19 protein-coding genes and 1 riboswitch are annotated in these 19,760 nt (G+C 38.3%); of the genes, 13 read left to right on the top strand and 6 right to left on the bottom strand.

Translation table 11 applies throughout. The features are described from left to right. Positions 1 to 270: 270 nt before the first annotated feature. Entirely contained in the window at positions 271 to 1,239 is a 969-nt protein-coding gene (locus tag A2U94_RS06590; protein ID WP_025910753.1) for a nucleoside hydrolase, read from the top strand. Positions 1,240 to 1,272: 33 nt separating this feature from the next. Here A2U94_RS06590 and A2U94_RS06585 read toward each other — a convergent pair whose 3' ends face one another. Next, a complete protein-coding gene (locus tag A2U94_RS06585; protein ID WP_062954481.1) occupies positions 1,273 to 2,475 on the bottom strand; it encodes a MerR family transcriptional regulator in 1,203 nt (400 codons plus the stop codon). 264 nt (positions 2,476 to 2,739) lie between these two features. Between A2U94_RS06585 and A2U94_RS06580 the strand changes: the two genes are divergently transcribed. From A2U94_RS06580 to A2U94_RS06570, 3 genes are read left to right on the top strand one after another with little or no spacing between them, the layout of a single operon-like run. Continuing rightward, entirely contained in the window at positions 2,740 to 3,519 is a 780-nt protein-coding gene (locus A2U94_RS06580; RefSeq protein ID WP_025910750.1) for an SDR family NAD(P)-dependent oxidoreductase, read from the top strand. 15 nt (positions 3,520 to 3,534) lie between these two features. Next, positions 3,535 to 3,837: an ArsR/SmtB family transcription factor gene (locus A2U94_RS06575; protein ID WP_025910749.1), complete on the top strand. Its 303-nt coding sequence runs from the start codon at positions 3,535 to 3,537 to the stop codon at positions 3,835 to 3,837. 16 nt (positions 3,838 to 3,853) lie between these two features. After that, entirely contained in the window at positions 3,854 to 5,254 is a 1,401-nt protein-coding gene (locus A2U94_RS06570; RefSeq protein WP_035321082.1) for an aldehyde dehydrogenase, read from the top strand. Between the two features lie 39 nt (positions 5,255 to 5,293). On the opposite strand, the gene tenA is transcribed toward A2U94_RS06570, so the two are convergent. After that, positions 5,294 to 5,983, bottom strand: a complete 690-nt coding sequence (gene tenA / locus A2U94_RS06565; protein ID WP_062686490.1) for a thiaminase II — start codon at positions 5,981 to 5,983, stop codon at positions 5,294 to 5,296. Between the two features lie 111 nt (positions 5,984 to 6,094). Continuing rightward, positions 6,095 to 6,193: riboswitch (TPP riboswitch) on the bottom strand. A gap of 394 nt (positions 6,194 to 6,587) precedes the next feature. On the opposite strand from tenA, the gene A2U94_RS06560 reads away from it, so the two are divergent. The 4 genes from A2U94_RS06560 to A2U94_RS06545 all read left to right on the top strand — a co-directional run bounded on the left by A2U94_RS06560 (position 6,588) and on the right by A2U94_RS06545 (position 10,795). Continuing rightward, positions 6,588 to 7,964, top strand: coding sequence for a sodium/glutamate symporter (locus A2U94_RS06560; RefSeq protein ID WP_025910620.1), 1,377 nt, complete (start codon positions 6,588 to 6,590; stop codon positions 7,962 to 7,964). Positions 7,965 to 8,138: 174 nt separating this feature from the next. Further along, a complete protein-coding gene (locus A2U94_RS06555) occupies positions 8,139 to 8,882 on the top strand; it encodes a TspO/MBR family protein (protein ID WP_025908857.1) in 744 nt (247 codons plus the stop codon). A 261-nt stretch (positions 8,883 to 9,143) separates the two neighbouring features. Then, entirely contained in the window at positions 9,144 to 9,323 is a 180-nt protein-coding gene (locus A2U94_RS06550; RefSeq protein ID WP_025908856.1) for a hypothetical protein, read from the top strand. A gap of 137 nt (positions 9,324 to 9,460) precedes the next feature. Then, positions 9,461 to 10,795 carry a sodium-dependent transporter gene (locus tag A2U94_RS06545; RefSeq protein WP_025908855.1) on the top strand — a complete coding sequence of 445 codons (1,335 nt, stop codon included), beginning with the start codon at positions 9,461 to 9,463 and terminating at the stop codon, positions 10,793 to 10,795. 38 nt (positions 10,796 to 10,833) lie between these two features. Here A2U94_RS06545 and A2U94_RS06540 read toward each other — a convergent pair whose 3' ends face one another. Then, entirely contained in the window at positions 10,834 to 11,409 is a 576-nt protein-coding gene (locus A2U94_RS06540; protein WP_025910005.1) for a cell wall hydrolase, read from the bottom strand. 324 nt (positions 11,410 to 11,733) lie between these two features. Between A2U94_RS06540 and A2U94_RS06535 the strand changes: the two genes are divergently transcribed. Genes A2U94_RS06535 through A2U94_RS06515 form a run of 5 tightly spaced genes read left to right on the top strand, consistent with a single transcriptional unit; the run spans position 11,734 to position 16,599 of the window. Beyond that, a complete protein-coding gene (locus tag A2U94_RS06535) occupies positions 11,734 to 12,768 on the top strand; it encodes a LacI family DNA-binding transcriptional regulator (RefSeq protein WP_025910548.1) in 1,035 nt (344 codons plus the stop codon). A 53-nt stretch (positions 12,769 to 12,821) separates the two neighbouring features. Then, positions 12,822 to 13,547, top strand: coding sequence for a ThuA domain-containing protein (locus A2U94_RS06530; RefSeq protein WP_025910546.1), 726 nt, complete (start codon positions 12,822 to 12,824; stop codon positions 13,545 to 13,547). A 22-nt stretch (positions 13,548 to 13,569) separates the two neighbouring features. Continuing rightward, positions 13,570 to 14,595 carry a Gfo/Idh/MocA family protein gene (locus A2U94_RS06525; RefSeq protein ID WP_025910544.1) on the top strand — a complete coding sequence of 342 codons (1,026 nt, stop codon included), beginning with the start codon at positions 13,570 to 13,572 and terminating at the stop codon, positions 14,593 to 14,595. A gap of 13 nt (positions 14,596 to 14,608) precedes the next feature. Next, positions 14,609 to 15,613, top strand: coding sequence for a Gfo/Idh/MocA family protein (locus A2U94_RS06520; RefSeq protein ID WP_025910542.1), 1,005 nt, complete (start codon positions 14,609 to 14,611; stop codon positions 15,611 to 15,613). Positions 15,614 to 15,630: 17 nt separating this feature from the next. Further along, positions 15,631 to 16,599 (top strand): sugar phosphate isomerase/epimerase family protein, encoded by a 969-nt coding sequence (locus tag A2U94_RS06515; RefSeq protein ID WP_025910540.1) that lies wholly within the window; start codon positions 15,631 to 15,633, stop codon positions 16,597 to 16,599. Positions 16,600 to 16,918: 319 nt separating this feature from the next. On the opposite strand, the gene A2U94_RS06510 is transcribed toward A2U94_RS06515, so the two are convergent. The 3 genes from A2U94_RS06510 to A2U94_RS06500 all read right to left on the bottom strand — a co-directional run bounded on the left by A2U94_RS06510 (position 16,919) and on the right by A2U94_RS06500 (position 19,583). Further along, positions 16,919 to 17,515, bottom strand: coding sequence for a DNA-3-methyladenine glycosylase (locus tag A2U94_RS06510; protein WP_025910538.1), 597 nt, complete (start codon positions 17,513 to 17,515; stop codon positions 16,919 to 16,921). Between the two features lie 27 nt (positions 17,516 to 17,542). Next, entirely contained in the window at positions 17,543 to 18,922 is a 1,380-nt protein-coding gene (locus A2U94_RS06505) for an MFS transporter (RefSeq protein WP_025910537.1), read from the bottom strand. Positions 18,923 to 19,088: 166 nt separating this feature from the next. After that, complete coding sequence (locus A2U94_RS06500) at positions 19,089 to 19,583, bottom strand: hypothetical protein (protein WP_025910536.1); 495 nt, start codon at positions 19,581 to 19,583, stop codon at positions 19,089 to 19,091. Between the last annotated feature and the right edge of the window lie 177 nt (positions 19,584 to 19,760).

The following is a 19,760-nucleotide window of genomic DNA, read 5'->3' as shown; positions in this document are numbered from 1 at the left end:
ACATATTGAATCTGCCATTCATCAAATTTCAGGTGGACCGGTGGCGTAGGAACGTTTCACATCCAGAGCTCAAGGGGGCGTAGGAGGATTTCCTCAAACGTTAGAGAATGCTCTGTTTAACAGTCTTTCCCATCGCTCGGGTGTTAAGGGCATGGCTCTGTGGAGATACGATTTTCCCTGGTGCAGGAACGATCGGAGCATCTGTAAGCGGGTATCATGTATTTCAAAGCATCACTGAACATAAATATACTATATAAGGTGTGTTAAAAAATGGGAGGTGGTGCTTTGCGAGAAGAGATTAACGTCTTGTTGTTTATGGACCCAGGTATTGATGATGCCTTGGCGCTTATGTATGCTCTTTTACATCCTAATATTAACGTAGTAGGGATTGTGAGCGGATATGGAAATGTATCAAAAGAAGATGCGATTTTAAATACTTCTTATGTTTTAACGTTAGCAAATCGTAAAGATATTCCAATTATAGAAGGGGCTAAAGGACCAATCACAGGTGAAATCTCTGTTTTTTATCCTGAGATACATGGAGAAACTTTAGGGCCAATTAATGTTCCTCCATCCTTTGCGTTACCGGTGGAGTCATTTAGTAAATCATTCGAGTTAATTGAAACGTATAAAGGGAATATTACGGTGATTGCTACGGGACGTCTAACGGAATTAGCTATGTTATTTGTACTTCATGGGGATGTATTAAATGAATATGTAAATGAATTTTTTATAATGGGTGGCGCTTTTATGGTGCCAGGAAATGTTACGCCTGTTGCAGAAGCTAACTTTCATGGTGATTCTATTGCGGCTAATGTAGTTATGGAACGAGCAGAAAAGGTGCGAGTGTATCCATTAAACGTTACTCATAAGGTTATTGTAAAGCCGGAAACGATTCAAAAAATATCATCAACCAGTCAAAACCCATTTCAACCTCTAATATTACCAATTTATACTTATTATTTTGAAGCCTATAAAAAGCAATGGCCTGGTATACAAGGAACGCCTATACATGATATCGTTCCGTTAATGGCTTTAGTTAACGATGAGCTTATTCAATATGTTCAACGTAAAGTAAGTGTAGAGTTAAGTGGAGAAGCAAAAGGACAAAGTATCGCAGATTTTCGACCTAAAACATTAGTTGAAGAACAAAAAGAACCATCATATATAGCTTGGGGTATTAATGAACAGGCATTCCTAAAAGAGCTTACGACAATTTTAGTAAGACCCGTAAAATAAGTAAAGTCCCCATGATACTGGGGACTTTACTTATTATGATAAAAAGAGCTTCCACCACTTTCGCTTTCTTTTCATATCAGCAGCAGCTGTTTGGCGAAATGTTTGAACAAAATCATTGAACATTTCTTCTCGCTCAGACACATTTTGGCGGTGAAGCTTTCTTTCCTTTTCCATTTCTTTCAAATAGTAAACGCGTTCTTCATTCATGGAATCAATTAAATCTCGCAGTTCTTCTGTCGTATGGCTAGAAGAATTAGAGAGCTTTTCGACCATAAATTTAACTTGATTCATTGCAACGGTAGAATTGCTAGAAAAGCGATCAAGTAAATATTGCATCTCTTTTGATGATTCATCGGCATTCGCTACGATATCTTTCATATACAATTTCATTTCTTCAGCGCTTTGCTCTGCGGTATGAGACTGTTCATCCATAATGGACGAGATTTCATCTAATGCTTTTTCATTGGCACGGAGAATTTTCTTAGACATATTCTCGACTTCTTTAGCGTTACGTTCTGAAGACTCAGAGATAACAGCTCCCACCGTTTCAACCATTTCGTACGTTTGATTAGCGCTTTTTTCAAGCTCTTTTTTTACTTCACCAACAATTTCTTCACGTACTTCGTTACGCATTCCTTCACGCATTTCTTTTAATAAATCATCTTTAAATGAATTTAATACTTCAAAAACATCCTCGTAGCGTCGCACCGCTTCTACAAGTTCTCCTTGCAATATTTCTCGTTCTTGTACGATAACGTCATTAGAAGAGACGGGTTCTGATTCATTAGCATGAAGATGACTTTGTTTGTTTAGTAGCTCTTCATTAGACACGTTCGCTTTCTCTTCAGTAATTGGTTCTTCAATAGGCGGGTGAGTTTTCTTTTCATCTATTTCCTCAATTCTGTCTTCAGGTTTCTCAAGGGATTTTGACTCTACATCTTCGTTCGTCTCTGCAGACGACACTTCGTCAACTGTAGGAGCAGCTTCTTCATAGACCGTCTGCGTTTCTTGGCTCACTAGCTGTATGTATTCTTTCACTTCATCTAAGGTGCAGTTTTCCGCAAATAGCTGGTTAATATCACTGAGCAACTCAATTTTGTCCTCAGTATATACACGTGCTCCATCTCTTCTCTCAATATATAAATAACCCTGTAAGGAACTTTCCCACCCTTTTAATGTGCGACGATCTATATCTAGGCGGTCACATACAGCTTTAATTGTATAAATTTCAGTCATTTTTTTTCCTCCTCTAATTCTTTCCTAATAAAAAGTATGTATTAGCTTGATTTTCGTTGTATGTTGTATTCACCATATCTAACTAATTTTTCCTGCTAGGTGACAAAGGTTGTCAAAACTAGACGACATTAGCCTTTTATGTAAACAAAAAGAGAAATTTGTAAAATGCTCGTATGTATAAAAAGTTGACAGTATAAACTAAGTTCGATAAGATATGTTCAAATGTTTAAGTTTTTAAACATATAAACGCAAGGGCTGTTTTAAATGGAAAAAGGATATGCTTTGATTACAGGTGCGTCAGGTGGAATTGGAAGACAATTGGCATATCATTTTGCGGAAGATGGCTATTCACTCGTATTAGTAGCACGTAGTAAAGAAAAGTTGGAAGAGTTAAAGAAAGAGCTTGAAAATAACTATTCAATTTCTGTTTTAATTAGTATAAAAGATCTTTCTAAACAAAAAGAGGCGTTAAAGCTTTACGATGAAATAAAGCAACAACGTATTACGGTTCAGTTTCTAGTCAACAATGCTGGCTTCGGTTTATATGGTACATTTATCGAGACATCTTGGGCTGAAGAAGCAGATATGATTGACTTAAATATAAAAACGCTCACGTATTTAACGAAGCTATTCTTACCAGAAATGGTGGAGCGTAACCAAGGGCGAATTCTTAACATTGCATCAGTAGCTTCTTTTTTACCTGGACCATTGATGGCTGTTTACTATGCAACAAAGGCCTATGTTTTATCGTTTACTGAAGCGTTGGAGAATGAGTTGAAAGATACTAATATAACCATTAGTGCGCTTTGCCCAGGGCCTACTAAGACGGGCTTTAGTGACCGAGCTAATTTAAGTGGCTCAAAATTATTTGAATCAGGGGCTCTCCATGTGGAAGATGTAGCGAAAGTAGGTTATGAACAATTCATGAGAGGGAAAACGATTATTATACTTGGAGCAAAGTTTAAAGTAGCAACTATGCTGCCGAGGTTTTTCCCACGTAAGCTTATTACAAAAGTTGTAAGAAGTATGCAAGAAGTTAAGTAAGAGAGGATAGGTAGCATGAGTACACGCGCAGTGGAATTATTTCGATCCAGTATTCCTGTTTTTCAAGCACTAAGCGATTCAGCGAGACAGGACATTATTTTATTATTAGCAGAAAAGGAACCGCTAACGGTCAATGAAATCGCAAAAGAATCAACCCTCTCTCGACCAGCAGTTTCTCATCACTTAAAAATATTACGTGACCAAAAGCTTGTAAGTATTGAGCAAAAAGGAACGCAGCGTTATTATTCACTCGCATTAGAAGATGCGGTAGGGCTATTAAAGGAATTAATTTCAACAATTGAAAAAGAATGTTTATGATCAAAGAGGTGAAGAAATGAAGCATAGTGAGTATTACGTTACAGATGAGAACATTATCAGCAATATTGTCGAAAAGCAAAAGCGGTACTTCTATGAACAAAAGACAAAGTCCAAAGCCGTGCGAGTGCAGGCACTAAAGGATTTGCAATCCATGATTAAATCCAATGAAGAAGTAATTATGGAGGCGTTGAAAAAAGATTTAAACAAATCAGAAATAGAAGCGTATGCTTCTGAGATTGGCATTTTGTTAGAAGAAATTCGCTTTACGCTAAAGCATTTAGACGGCTGGATGAAGTCTAAAAAAGCAAAGACAGTCATGACTCATATTGGTTCAAAAGGATATATCATCCCGGAACCTTACGGAGTGACGCTCATTATTGCACCGTGGAACTACCCGTTTCAACTAGCTATTTCACCATTAATTGGCGCTATTGCAGCGGGCAATACAGCAATTATTAAGCCGTCGGAACTGACGCCTAATGTTTCAAGGGTAATGGAAGAATTGCTTGCCAAAACGTTTGACCCTTCGTTTGTTACAGTTATAGAAGGAGCTGTGGAAACGACTCAAATCTTATTGAAGCAACCGCTGGATTATATTTTCTTTACAGGAAGCGTCAACGTTGGAAAAGTCATTATGCAAGAAGCAGGAAAGCAGCTCATTCCAGTCACGTTAGAGCTAGGAGGTAAGAGCCCTTGTATTGTGCATAGAGATGCAAATGTTGAACTTGCGGCTAAGCGCATCATGTTTGGTAAAAGTATGAATGCTGGTCAAACATGCGTTGCTCCAGACTACTTGCTAGTTCATAAAGACGTAAAGGTTCAGCTTATTGCACAGCTACAGAAAGCGGTAACGCAGTTTTATGGCGAAGATGTACTCACAAGCGGGCGTTATGGCAGAATTGTCAGTGAGAGACACTTCGATCGTTTAATTGAGTTTTTACAAGATGGAAAAGTTGTAATTGGCGGTAATTATAATGAAGAAACGCTCCAGATTGCTCCAACCGTCTTAGACGAAGTAAAATGGGATTCAAGCGTTATGCAAGACGAAATTTTCGGTCCAATTTTACCTCTTATTGAATATGAAAGTGTAGATGAGGTCGTAAGTGCAGTTCATCAAAAAGCAAAGCCGCTAGCTCTATATTTGTTTTCAGAAAGTGAAGAGGTTCAGCAGCAAATTATTAACACGGTTTCATTTGGGGGAGGGTGCATTAACGATACGATTATGCACCTGGCAACGCCGCACCTGCCATTTGGAGGAGTTGGAGAGAGTGGAATCGGTCAATATCACGGTGAGGCAAGCTTTAAAACGTTTTCACACTTTAAAAGCGTGCTGAAGCAAACAACAAAGTTTGATTTTGCCTTTAAGTATCCGTCTGATAACCAAAGTCTAAAAACGATTAAAAAGTTTTTGAAATAACGTCAAACGAAAGGGCTTCTTTATAAGAAGCCCTGTTTGTTATGAGTGCACGATGGTTTGAGATAGAGGCCATTGCTCTTGTTTGTAGGCCATGTCCCAAAATAGATACTCAAGTTCGCAACTTTTGATAAAATGCTCTTTCATACGTCTACGTTCCTCAGCTGAAGCTTTTTCTGCTAACTCATCTAATTTGTCACAAAACCATTTTGTCGTTTCTTTCATTTCTCCATTGGTATAAAAGGAAATCCATTCGTAAAAAGGGTGATCCGGTGTTAAGTTCACTTCGCCTGCAATACGCTCGCCAATTTCAACGTATGTCCATGGACATGGCAGTAGCACAGCAATAATTTCACCTAGTGTCCCTGTATGTGCGACCGTCATCATGTGGCTAATATAATGATTTGCTGTTGGTGCTAAGGGCTGATGCTTCATATCTTCATAACGAATGCCAGCTACTTTACAAAAATTATTATGAGGATGGACTTCACTATGTAAAACAATTGAAATACCGTTATTAAACACTTCCATTTCATCACGGGTACTACATTTTGTTAACGCCGCACCGTATATGCGAACAAAAGCAGTTAAATATTCATAATCCTGTGACACATAATGAATTAAAGCTTCTTTTGGAACTTTTCCTTCCTTAATACCTGCAACAAATGGATGTTGAAAGATGGAATCGTAAATGTAAGCTGCTTCTTTGCGTAATTGAGCTGAAAATGACAATTGATATTCCTCCCTAATTGAATCCACAAGGAATGCACTTATAAATGTAGGCAATAACAAAAAAACACCCCATTATATGGAGTGGTAAAGACAGTTGTTGGTGTATTACACGACAACGCCGTACCACTTTCCTACGCTGGTATAAGCCAGATCAGGTTCAAAGGGATCAAGATTCCTTGTCTCAGCCAAACGGCACCCCTAGTGGATTCTTTCATTTTATTCTTATTCAATTTAACATAAAAAAAAGAATTATACAAAAGTTTAGAAAAAACGGTTCAAAAGTAATGGAAAGTAGTAGTTTGAATAGTGATATTTTAAAAAAATAAATGAGATAAATTACATATGAAACTAGTAACTAAACGATTGAAGTAGTTAATGAAAAAATGAGAAAATTGTCACGAATCTTGTCGGAATGTGCAAAGGCTGTGCTATCATGCTATAATAATTGTAAGTTCGTTACGTTTAAACAAGCTCAATTAAAGAATTAAGCTACAAATTGAAGAGGTATTTAGCTGAAGCTAAATGGCCTTTTCAGTTTGCCTAGTTTAATATAAATTAGTCCTGTCAATTTAGTAGGAATTATATTTTTTAAGGAGGTTGTTTAATGAATCTATCAGCATGGGATTTATTTGTGGATCTTGGTTTCATCTCACTGTTATTAGTGGCTGGTACCATTATTCGAGCAAAGGTCAGGTGGGTACAAAACTTATTTTTACCTGCGAGTATTATTGCCGGAATATTGGGTTTAGCATTAGGGCCAAACGGTATTGGCCTCATTCCATTCACTGATCAAATTGGAACTTATCCAGGTATTCTAATCGCGGTTATTTTTGGTGCAATTCCAATTGCAACTCAAAGTGTAAAGTTTAAAGAAATAGCGGGTCGCGTAGGTAGTATGTGGTCGTATTCTCAAATGATTATGCTAGCAATGTGGGGCGTCGGTTTACTATTTTCATTGCTGCTATTAAATAACGTTTGGGGAGATTTAAACTTAGGATTTGGCTTGTTATTAGCAGCAGGATTTATCGGTGGACATGGAACAGCGGCTGCTGTCGGAGATGCGTTTGCAAAGCAAGGATGGGAAGAAGGATTATCGCTAGCGATGACATCAGCAACAATTGGTGTTATTTGCTCAATCGTAGTAGGGTTGGCGTTCATTAAATATTATTCGAAAAAAGGTGAAACAAATTATCTTGCAAGATTTGAAGACTTACCACGAGAATTAAGAACAGGATTAATCCCCCCTGAAAAGCGCACTTCTACAAAAATGGATACGGTATCATCGATTGCTGTTGATCCACTTGTCTTACATGTGGCTTTAGTGACAATTATCGCATTAGGTGGCTACTATTTAAGTGAGCTAGGTCAAACGTTATTGCCTTCAGTAACAATACCGGCTTTTTCACTAGCTTTTCTTGTAGGTTTAGCTATTAAAGGTATTATGAAGAAAACGAATAGCGATCAGTATATTAATGCAGATGTAATGAACAGAATTAGTGGAAGTGCAACAGACTTCTTAGTTGCGTTTGGTATTGCTTCTATTAGTTTATCAGCGGTAGCAAGCTATATTGTACCTTTTGCACTGTTATTATTATTCGGTCTGTTGTTTGCATGGTTTGTATTCCGAGTTCTTTCTGGCAAGTTCTTTGGTCCAATTTGGTTTGAACGAGGAATTTTTACTTGGGGATGGATTACAGGAACAACGGCAATGGGAATCGCACTATTGCGTATCGCGGATCCTGAAAGCAAAAGTAAAACACTCGATGATTACGCGTTGGCATATATACCGATTGCGCCGGTAGAGATTCTCCTTATTACATTTGCTCCATTAATGATTGCAACGAGCCAGCATTGGTTGTTTGTGCTTATTACAATTGGAGCAAGCATAGCTATTTATTTATTTGCCATGTTAAGAGGATGGGTTAAAAACGAAAAGAAATCATCCAGTCAATCAAGAAGTATAGAAGCAAATTCAAAATAACAACTCAGTCTAAGGCTGAGTTGTTGTTTTTTTAGGAGTCAAAAGGCCTATTCTAAGAAAATTGTTAACGAGTGCATAAATTTAAGTCAGACGAGGTATTAATGAAGAGAAGCTACTATTTTATCTTTTTAGCTAGAACAACTATATTTACATCTACAGGAAAGGAGAAATAGTATGGCAAATTTTCGTTTTTATAGTATCTTAAATGCGATTGGTTTAGTTCTTGTGTTAATCGTAAACTATTTAGCGAACGCTTTACCAATAGGTGGTCAAACTACAGGTGAAGTATCTGATAGCGTACCAACACTATTTACGCCAGCAGGCTATGCGTTTGCGATATGGGGCCTAATTTATACGCTTCTAATTATCTGGATTATTCGTCAATTTATTGCGAGAGAAGATCAAAAAGAAATCTATGCGAAAATTGGTATTTGGTTCTTCATTAGTTGTTTACTAAATAGTGCATGGATTTTTATCTTTCAATATCGTTACTTTACTCTTGCTTTACTCGTCATCGTTCTATTCTTAGTAACGCTAATGATTATTTACTCCATCATTCAAAATTCCAGAATGACAACATGGTTTATGAGGCTGCCGATTTCTATTTATATTGGCTGGGTATCCGTAGCAACAATTGTTAATGTCTTTGTTGTATTCCAAGCTAATGGAATCGAAACGCTGTTTGGTTTAGGTGAACAGACGTGGGCAATCATTATGCTTGTAGTGGGCGGAATATTAGGCGTTTTGTTTACAAGAAAAAACAGAGATATCGCATACTCACTCGTATTCATATGGGCTTTTATTGCAATTTCTGTTAAGCAAAGCGCATACTCAGGGATTGTAACAACAGTTTGGGTTGTAGTCGTAATATTGGTACTTAATATCATTGTTCAGCTCATTCGTAATTATCGAAAGTGAAGAAATCCTAGCGATTGCTAGGGTTTCTTTTTTTCGTTACGATCCTCTAATAAAGAAGATGTGAAACCGATTAAGCAAATCAATATGCCAAAAGGGACAACAATGGGAATAAAAGATAAAATAAAAGCCATTCTGTACCCTCCTTTACACCAAACGGATTTTATATATAAATATGTGAAGAAGAAAAAAATAGTCTTGGATGTTTAAAGGGATTCATTCAAGGCTATATCATAAGTAATAAAGTAAAAGAGGAGCTTAAAAATGACGTATTTAGTAGCTTATACAGATAAAGAAAATATGGAGTACAGTCAAATTACATGTAAAGATTATGCAGAAGCGGAAAGAGAGGTCCTTCGATTAGAAAAAGCAGGACACTTGCATATTGAAATTATTTCGAATCAAGAAGCATATGATGGTGACGAGTCTTCTTTTCGCGAATAGCTAGAACAAAAAAGTTATTGTAAGAAAACGAAACAAGCAGTGTTTTTCTTGAAAAAATGCAATAGAGAATGATTTTCTCTTCAATATATGATAAAGTACTATTCAGATGAGTATAGAAGAGGAGAGAATTTGGTTATATGAGTAAAGCAAATCAGTGGTCTTCACGTTTAGGATTCGTATTAGCATCTGCAGGTGCTGCGATCGGTCTTGGTGCCATTTGGAAATTTCCCTATGTGACTGGGACAAGCGGTGGAGGAGCATTCTTTTTATTGTTTGTACTGTTTACGCTCTTTATCGGGTTACCGTTGTTGTTAGCGGAATTTATTATTGGTAGGCATACTGGAAAAGAAGCGATTAGTGCATATAAAGCAATTGCCCCCAACACAGCTTGGGTTTGGATTGGACGAGTAGGCGTTATCAGCTGTCTGGTCTTGTTGTCTTTTTACAGCGTTGTAGGCGGATGGATTATTCTTTATACCATTATGAGTCTTAGTGGACTACTTACTGGAAAAGAGTATGGTGCACTTTTTAATACGGTTATTGCAGAGCCTTATCTAGTAATTGGAGCTCAGGCTTTATTTTTGATTATTAATGTATATGTTGTATCAAGAGGAGTTCAAAAAGGGATTGAGCGTACAAACAAATATATGATGCCTTTGTTATTTATTTGTTTTTTAATTATCGTTGTTCGTTCGTTAACGCTAGATGGGGCAATGGAAGGTATAGAGTTCTTTTTGAAGCCTGATTTTAGTGCCATTACAGGTACATCTGTTTTGTACGCATTAGGGCAGTCTTTCTTTTCTCTATGCGTAGGTTTATCTTGCATGGTTACTTATAGTTCTTATTTAGGAAAAGATATAAGCTTAACAAAATCTGCCGGTTCCATCTCTGTTTTAAATCTGGTTGTATCACTTCTCGCTGGGTTAGCTATTTTTCCTGCCGTATTTGCATTAGGCATGGAACCAACAGAAGGGCCAGGATTGCTTTTTGTTGTATTGCCGCAAGTGTTTGAGCAAGTACCATTCGGCCCTGTATTTTTAGCACTATTTTTGCTGTTATTTTTATTTGCAACGTTAACTTCATCTTTTTCACTTTTAGAAATTATTGTGGCGGCTCTTACAAAAGAAAAGCAGGAGAAGCGTCCAAAATCTGCAGTGTTAGCAGGAGCTATTGTCTTTCTTGTTGGGTTGCCTTCAGCGCTGTCATTTGGTGTCTTAAAGCACATCACGGTGTTTGGTAGAAACATCTTTGACACAGCAGATTTCTTTGTAAGTAACTTAATGCTTCCCATTGGAAGTCTTTTAATCGCTATTTTTATTACATGGAAAATGAAAAAAGAGCACGTGTTTGAAGAATTTAAAACGGGAAGCCCAAAATCTGAAAGGTTATTTTCAACGTGGTTTATCCTAGTTAAATATATTTTGCCATTCATTATTATTGTGGTTTTATTTAATTTAGCTAGTGCCTACTAGGTAAAAAAGCACTCCAAAAGGAGTGCTTTTTTCATTTGTTATTTTGCAAAAACATGATCACCGATTGTAGTAGTGACTTCTTTTTGACGTAACCATTGATTATCTGTTTTTGAAGGGTTAAAGAAGAAGAGAGAACCGCTACCTCCCCCATGTAATGCTAACGCTTCGTTTACTGCTTTTTTCGCTTCAGCATCAGCTGGCTTGTTAATTTCACCATTGCTTACAGGTTCAAACTGGCCTTTTTGGTAAATGACTTCACGAATAGAATTTGGGAACGCATCATCATCGACACGGTTTAAGATAACAGTCGCAACGGCAACCTTTCCAGCGTAAGGCTCTCCTTTTGCTTCTGCATGTATAATGCGAGCTAATAGATCTTTGTCTGTACTGCTAATTGAGCTTGGGATTTTTAGTGTTTCATTGATTGCAAGTGCGTCAGTTTCTTTGTTGTTTTCAGCTTTTAAATCTTTAATAGAGACACCATATTCCATCCCAATTTTATAAAGGGACTCGCCGCTGTCTACGCGATGCGTTGTTTCCGCTGCGCTTGCTGAATGCCCTAATCCGAGCATAGATACTGTTAAAGCACCAATAATAGCTAACTTTTTCCACATAGTTTTATAACCTCCGATGTGTAGTGTTTTAGCGTGCACGTTCTAAAGAGTAACAGCATATGAGGTGTCTTGTCATTAATGAAAACATACCAGTCTAGGAAGATATTAAATAAATTTAACAATAATCGTAATAAATGTACACATCCTTAACGAACAGTCAGCTTTTCACTTTAATAGAGTGAGATAAAGAAGAAGAGTAACTGTCCGTAAAGGTCTGCTAAGTGTAAAGAACCATTCTTATTTTTAAAAAAGAGGATTGACTTGAAATTTAAGGTGACTTATAATGAGCGTGTAACTAGTTAACCGTTTAACTGGAGTGGGTATATGAATGGGAAAATAACGATTCGAGATGTTGCAAAGCACGCAGGAGTTTCTCCCGCAGCTGTATCTTATGTGTTAAATGGTATTAACAAAGTATCAGATGAAACAAAGCAGCGAATTTTGAAAGCGGTTAAAGATCTTGAATATGAACCAAATCTAACCGCAGTAAGCTTATCAAAGCGGAAATCAAATGTCATTGCGGTTATGTTTCCGTTAGTGAACGATTCCCTTGTTACGATGTTTAAAGATAATCACTATCAAAGTGAAATGATTAGTGGAATCGAATACGTACTTCGTAAAAATGGATATGATTTACTCATTTCAGGTGTGCAAAGCCCAAGTGAATGTATGAAATGGATTCGGAAGCGAAACGTAGATGGCCTCTTATTTTTAGGGGTATTTCCAAATCGTTTATACGAAGAGATGAAAGCGTTATCCAAGCCTATCGTGTTAGTGGATACATACGATAAGTACGAGCGTTATTTCAATCATATTACGATGAACGACGAGGAAGGTGGCTACCAGGCTACGAAACATTTAATTGATCTAGGGCACAGTGCGATTGGTTTCATTGCGCACCGAATGACAAATAGCCCCATCGACTATAAGCGGTTTATTGGCTACGAAAAAGCGCTCAAAGCAGCGGGAATCAAGCCGTGCAAATCACATGTATTCGAAGCGTTAGATAGTTCATTTGAAAATGGATACAGGATGGGAAAAGAGTTATTATCACGTCCACATTCTATGTCTGCATTCTTTGCTTCATCTGATACGCTAGCATTAGGAATAATGAAAGCGCTACAAGAGGAAGGTAAGCGCATACCAGAAGACTATTCAATTGTGGGATTTGATGATTTAACGTTTAGTAGTTATGCTACACCTAGCTTAACTACGGTACGTCAAGATGTATTTAATAAAGGATCGGTGGCTGCCACAGCAATCATTCAAGCAATTGAAAATGACACTACTGCACTTCAGCATATTCGACTGTCGACGGAGCTTATTCATCGAGAGTCCACGGCTAAAAAGAAAGGGTAAGTGGTAAGTTAATCGGTTCACTAAAAGTTAATGATGACAAAGGGGATATAAAAATGACAAAAGTAACGGTATGGAATGAGAATCGTCACGAACAAAAAAATCCAGTTGTAAGAGAAGTTTATCCGGAAGGAATTCACGGCGCCATCGCTTCATTTTTACAAGAAGCTGGCTATGCAACTGCAACAGCTACGCTGGATGAGCCTGAGCATGGATTAACTGATGAAGTTCTTGAAAATACTGATGTGCTTGTATGGTGGGGACATTTAGCTCATGAAGAAGTATCTGATGAGATTGTCCAAAAAGTACAGCAACGCGTGTTGGATGGTATGGGACTAATCGTCTTACATTCGGGGCATTTTTCAAAAATCTTTAAAACATTAATGGGAACAAGCTGTGATTTAAAATGGCGTGAAGCAGATGAAAAAGAGCGTTTATGGGTTATAGATCCTTCTCACCCAATTGCAGAAGGTATTTCAGAATTTATTGAACTTGAGCGTGAAGAAATGTATGGAGAGCACTTTGATATCCCAGCTCCAGATGAACTTGTTTTCACAAGTTGGTTTGAAGGCGGAGAAGTCTTCCGCAGTGGCTGCACGTATAAGCGTGGAAATGGGAAGGTATTTTACTTCCGACCAGGACATGAAACATACCCAACTTACCACCATAAAGATATCCAACGTGTAATTGTAAACGCTGTAAATTGGGCGAAGCCTGTTGATCGCAAGCGTCCAGTATACGGAAACGCTCAGCCACTTGAAAAAATTACGGTGAAAAACTAAAGAATTAAAGGGGAGAAGAATAATGGAGAAATTAAAAGTAGCGGTTATCGGCTGTGGAAGTATTGCTCAGTATCGCCATCTACCAGAATATAAAATGAACAAAGATGTAGAGTTAGTAGCAGTTTGCGATATTAACGAAGAGCGTGTCAATAAAGTAGCAAGTGAATACGGCGTAAAGGCTTATACAAGTTATGAAGAGCTGTTGGCAAGTGGAACGGTAGATGCAGTTAGCGTTTGTACACCGAACTACCTGCATGCTCCTATCTCGGTTGTAGCATTAAACAGCGGAGTACATGTTTTGTGCGAAAAGCCAATGGCAACGTCAAAAGAATCAGCTGAAGCAATGATTGAAGCGGCTAAAGCCAACAACAAAAAGCTTATGATTGCTCATAATCAACGCTTTGTAGCATCTCATCAAAAAGCACGCCAATTAATTGAAAACGGCGAAGTTGGAAGGATCTATAGCTTCCGTACAGCTTTCGGACACGGTGGTCCAGAAGGTTGGAGCGTAGATGGTAAAGACAGCTGGTTCTTTAGAAAAGAAGAAGCATTTATTGGAGCGATGGGAGATTTAGGTGTTCACAAAACTGACTTGCTTCGCTACATTTTAGGAGAAGAAATCGTTGAAGTTGGTGCATTTGTCGAAACAACTGCAAAAGACTTTGGCGACGTAGATGATAATGCTGTGTGCGTACTAAAAACAGAAAGCGGTATTGTGGGTACGCTAGCAGCAAGCTGGGCGTACACAAGCAAAGAAGATAATTCAACAATCATTTATGGCGAAAAAGCAATTCTTCGCCTAGAAGATGATCCAAACTATTCATTAGTAGTTCAATACACAACTGGGGAAGTTGTGAAGTACGAGTTAGGAAAAATTCAATCAAATGATGATGGTGGTCAAAGCAACTCTCACGTTGTTGAAAAATTTGTGGATGCAATCATTAACGATACCGAAACACCGGTTTCCGGCGAAGAAGGATTTAAGTCATTAGCTGTTATTTTGGCTGCTCTTGAGTCAAGTGAAACAAAACAAATTAAGCAAGTGTAATGAGGTGACAGCTGTGAAAGTAGGAATTATTGGAGTGGGCGGCATTGCAGTAGGCCGCCACATTCCCGCATTTAAACAGCTACAGGATGAGTGTGAGATTGTGGCTGTAAGTGATATTAACGCTGAGCGTGCAACGGAAGTAGCAAATGAGCATAATATTCCACATGTATTTATTGATTACAAAGACATGTTTGCAGAAGTCGATGCTGTTTGCATTTGTACACCGAATAAATTCCATGCTGAATACGCAGTAGAAGCGTTAAAAGCTGGTGTTCATGTGCTATGTGAAAAGCCAATGGCCTTATCGAAAGCTGAATGTGAGCAGATGATTCAAGAAGCGAAGAAAGCAGATAAAGTGTTAGCAATTGCCTATCATTATCGATTCATGCAGGAAGCACAGGCGGCTAAAAAAAGCATGGACGAAGTGGGGAAACCACTTGTTGCGCGAGTACGAGCAATGAGACGCCGAAAGGTACCAGGATGGGGCGTGTTTACTAATAAAGAGCTGCAAGGTGGAGGGAGCTTAATCGACTACGGCTGTCATCTTCTTGACTTAGCTGTATGGCTAATGGGGAATCCAAGCCATACAGAAGTAGTGGGATCTACGTATAACGACTTAAGCCGTTCACCCAACCAGCTAAATCAGTGGGGTACGTTTAATCACGAAACGTTTGAAGTAGATGACCACGTCACAGCCTATGTCAAATTTGATAACGGTGCATCTTTGTTACTTGAAACATCTTGGTCAGCTAACATACCAGATGACGAAGAGCATGTAAGCATCTCTGGTGTTAATGGAGGCATCAATGTATTCCCGTTTGAATTATATACATCCAAAAATGGCATGTTGTTAAATAGCCAAGCAGCTTGGATAGATGGGGAAGAAAACTTTAGCTTATTACAAGCGAACAATTTTATTAATGCTTGTAAAGGTAAAGAGGATCTCGTTGTAAAGCCGGAAGAAGCGCTTCAAACATCAGCAATCATCGATGCTATTTATAATAGTAGTAAGAAGTGAAAAAGGGGGAAAACAAGGTGAAACTAGGGGTATTTACCGTATTATTTGCAGATAAATCATTTGAAGAAATGCTTGATACTGTCAAAGCAGCTGGGCTTCATGCAGTGGAAATTGGAACAGGAGGCTATCCTGGAAACAATCATTGTCCATTAGATGAGCTGTTAGAAGATGAAGCCGCACGAACAGCATATAAAAATCAAATTACAAATCGTGGATTAACGATTAGCGCATTTAGTTGTCATGGAAACCCAATCTCACCAGAGGTTAATTTTGCAAAAGAATCTCATGAAACGCTATTAAAAACGATTAAACTAGCTTCGCTATTGGATGTCCCAGTTGTAAATTGTTTTTCAGGGACAGCAGGTGATCATGAGGGGGCGAAATATCCAAACTGGCCCGTTACGCCTTGGCCAAATGAGTATGGTGATGTTTTAAAGTGGCAGTGGGAAGAAAAATTAATTCCTTATTGGAAAGAAGTAGGCGCTTATGCACAAGAGAACAATGTGAAAATTGGTTTGGAGCTTCACGGTGGATTTTTAGTACATACACCGTATACATTATTAAAGCTACGTGAAGAAACATGCGATGCAATCGGTGCAAACTTAGACCCAAGTCATTTGTGGTGGCAAGGAATTGATCCTGTTGCAGCCATTAAAATTCTGGCTAAAGAAAATGCGATTCATCACTTCCATGCAAAAGATACGTATTTGGATCAAGAAAACATTAATATGTATGGATTAACAGATATGCAGCCTTATGGTGAAGTTCGCTCTCGTGCATGGACGTTCCGTTCAGTAGGATGTGGACATAGCTTAACAGAATGGTCGGATATGATGAGCGCTTTACGTACGTATGGTTATGATTATGTTGTAAGCATAGAGCATGAAGACCCGATTATGTCAATTAATGAAGGGTTTAAGCGTGCCGTAACAAACCTTCAAAGTATTTTAATTGAAGAGCAGCCTTCACAAATGTGGTGGGTATAAATAAAGAGACTGAGACATAAGTAGTTCAGTCCTTACTATACCTGAACGATTGAGAGTTCATAACTTTTAATCGTTCAGGGTTTTTTGGTTGTGAAAACAATGTTGGAAACAGGGTGGAATGGAGCGTAGGACACTCGACTCCTGCGGGAAAGAGAGGGAAAACGGAGATTCCGCAGCGCAGCGAGGAAGCTCAGGTTCCTCCCCGCGGAAAGCGAGTGGCCGTAGCGCAATGGAACGAACGTGTTGAGACAAACTAAAGAGATGGGAACAGCTAGTGTTCGTCATTTAGAAGCCATCATTTTGTTATGTCCCAAACTCTTTATTTTGATACATATGGATGATTCGTAATCCAAAATCGCCAAGGATAATCCTTTGCTTCACCAGAGTTATCGATGCCAATCCTTGGCCCTGATGAAATAGCTGTAGGCGTAAATCCTTTTGAGATATACAGAGGAGAATTAGTAATGTCATGTCCATAAGCCTTCATTGTAATCGCAAGTGCTTTTGTTAACTTACCTGGTCCGTTTGTCCAATTTTTAGGCAGAGCTTGTTTTCGACGCTTTTGAATAAGATCAATTCCACTAAAAGGTTCGATTGCTCGAATTAACACGGCTTCTGGCTTATTAACTGGGCCGCTGACAATATTAACAAGGCAGTGGGTGTGCATTACATAGGTATACACATTGCCAGGAGCGCCAAACATCACTTCGGTTCGTTTTGTTCGTCGGTTATTAAAACTATGTGCAGCACGATCTTCAGGTCCCATATAGGCTTCTGTTTCAACGATAAACCCAGAAGTAGTACCTTCGCTTGTTTCGTGAATAAGCAGGCAACCGAGAAGGGATTGTGCTAAAGATAACGTTGGTTGATTATAAAACGAAGCTTCGAGAGGCTGGAGTGATAATGTACCGTTCACGGATAATCCCTTCCTTTGTATGTTAAGTTAGTCTTCAGACGTTTCTGCTTCAAAGCGTTTATATCCTAAAAATAACATAAATGATACGACAATTAATACGGTCATGCCAATAAATAAATTTTGAAACATTGATTCGATTGGTAAGCTTTTTTGCCAAACGATTGCTACTCCTGTTAAAGCTACGCCGGTAGCTCCACCAACGAACTGAGAAAGTTGTGAAAAGCCCATTCCTGTGCCAATACTATCTGAAGGTAGCATGCGTGAGATTTCGTTTGCTACGCTAGACGTAAGGGATGTGAAACCAATGCTCATAAACATATACATAAATAAAATGGCTGTAGGTGATACAGTGCTGAAAAAGGTAAAAAGTAAAGCTGCAATAGCTAAAAATAAGTGGCCAAATCGAATTAATACTTTGTTTCCGAACTGATCAATAATTTTACCAATAAAACGAGAAGCAATGGCTGATAGAATTGCACCTGGGAAAATGAGTAATCCAATTTCAGCAGAGCTTTTTTGGAAAACTTGTACCAATAATAACGGCATAATAAAAAGAGTGGCAAAGTGAGTCATGTATGCTGCAAAACCGATACCATTTAATAGTAAATAGCCTTTACTTTGAAAAAGCTTGGGCTCAATAAATGGATGGTTATGCTTGCGGATACGAATGCTTAATAAAATAATGGCTACAATACCGACCGCTAGTAATAATAAAGAATAGGAAGTTAGAAATAGTAAAAAGCCGGTCACACCCGCTGCTGTTAGGATACCACCTAGAATGTCAAAATAAACTTTCTTTTTATCTTCAGCAGGTAAAACCTTATGAAATAATGGGATGAAAATTAAAACTAACCCTGTTACGATGAATAGAAAGTTCCAACCCATATACTGCGTTACTGCTCCTCCAATAACAGGACCAAGACCAAATCCAAGTGACGCAGCAGAAGAAATCATAGACATTGATTTACCACGTCTGGATTTCGGGATATAGCGCGTGATTAAAATCATTGCTAGTCCAGGTACTGCTGCTGCTCCTGCAGCTTGAAGAACGCGGGCAAATAACAGCATTGTAAAGTTGTTCGACACAAAGCCAATAATTGAAGCAATCCCTAGCAGCGTTAAGCCAGTCGTTAGCAGCTGTCTAATCGGAATGAAGTCGGATAGTCGACTATATGTAATTGTTGCAATTGCAAAAACAACAGAATAGCCAGTAATAATCCAAGCAGAGGTTGAAGATGTTAAAGCAAATTCTGTGGATACTTTAGGAAGAGCAACGTTAAACATTGTAGTGTTCATTACTACAAGCATGATTGTCAAGCTCCAAAAAGGAATGACGACAGATTCTTTAAATGGTTTTGGCTCTAAGATTGAATGTTCTTCATTTGTAGTAATAGTAGTGGTAGTCATCTTTATCTCCTTACAAAATAGCATATTTAATCAAGATTGAATGGTATATCATTAATTCTCAAACCTGTCTACAGGTATATAAATATAGAATTTTATGATACGTTTGTCAATCTTTTTCGGGTTGCGAAATAAAATCAGGTGCGTGCACCTGATTTTAATTTCACTTTTATAGCCCTTCACCCTTCTCAAACGTAACCTTATGCTCTTTGGCAAGTTTTTTAATATCACTTGCATATTTACGCATTCCTTTTCTCGCTTCATCTAACATCACATTAGCTTCGACAATTAATTCAGGGTCCTGTTTTTCAAGAGCGCTAACAATTTTTGCAAAAGCGTTATACTGAGTATTGGCAGCTTTAATATAATCTTCATGGAGCGCCCGTAGCTCATCTGTTTCTACTTCGATTTTTTCAAGTTCTTCAATAAATTCACGATATTGTGGAATGACTTCATCCACAAGCGTATCATACATCGTAAAATCATCTGTGTAGTTAGCTCCGGATACGCTGTCATATGCTTCAACCGCCTGTATTTCTAGTTCACTGACCTTGGGGATTTCAGTATTTGAATAGTTTAATAAATCGTCTTGAACGGGGTCGTTGAGGCAGGCGGATAAAAGCAACAGCAGTGGAACAAATAGCAGCAAAAGTTTTTTCTTCATTTAACTCTCACCTCCATTGTTCAGTTTATGAACGAACTGCTTGACACAGTCTCGGGAATCTGAAAGTGAAAAAACAAAATCAAGATAGCCTCAATATTGCCATGAAGCGTACTTATATAGTAGACTTTTACTATAGTTTAATAGAATGGGGAGCTTGCGGATGCAGGCTGAGAGTAT

Origin of the sequence: Bacillus sp. VT 712 (assembly GCF_001614195.1) — a bacterium.
Taxonomy (GTDB): domain Bacteria; phylum Bacillota; class Bacilli; order Bacillales; family Bacillaceae_H; genus Priestia; species Priestia flexa.
This window is presented reverse-complemented; position numbering and strand designations above follow the sequence as displayed.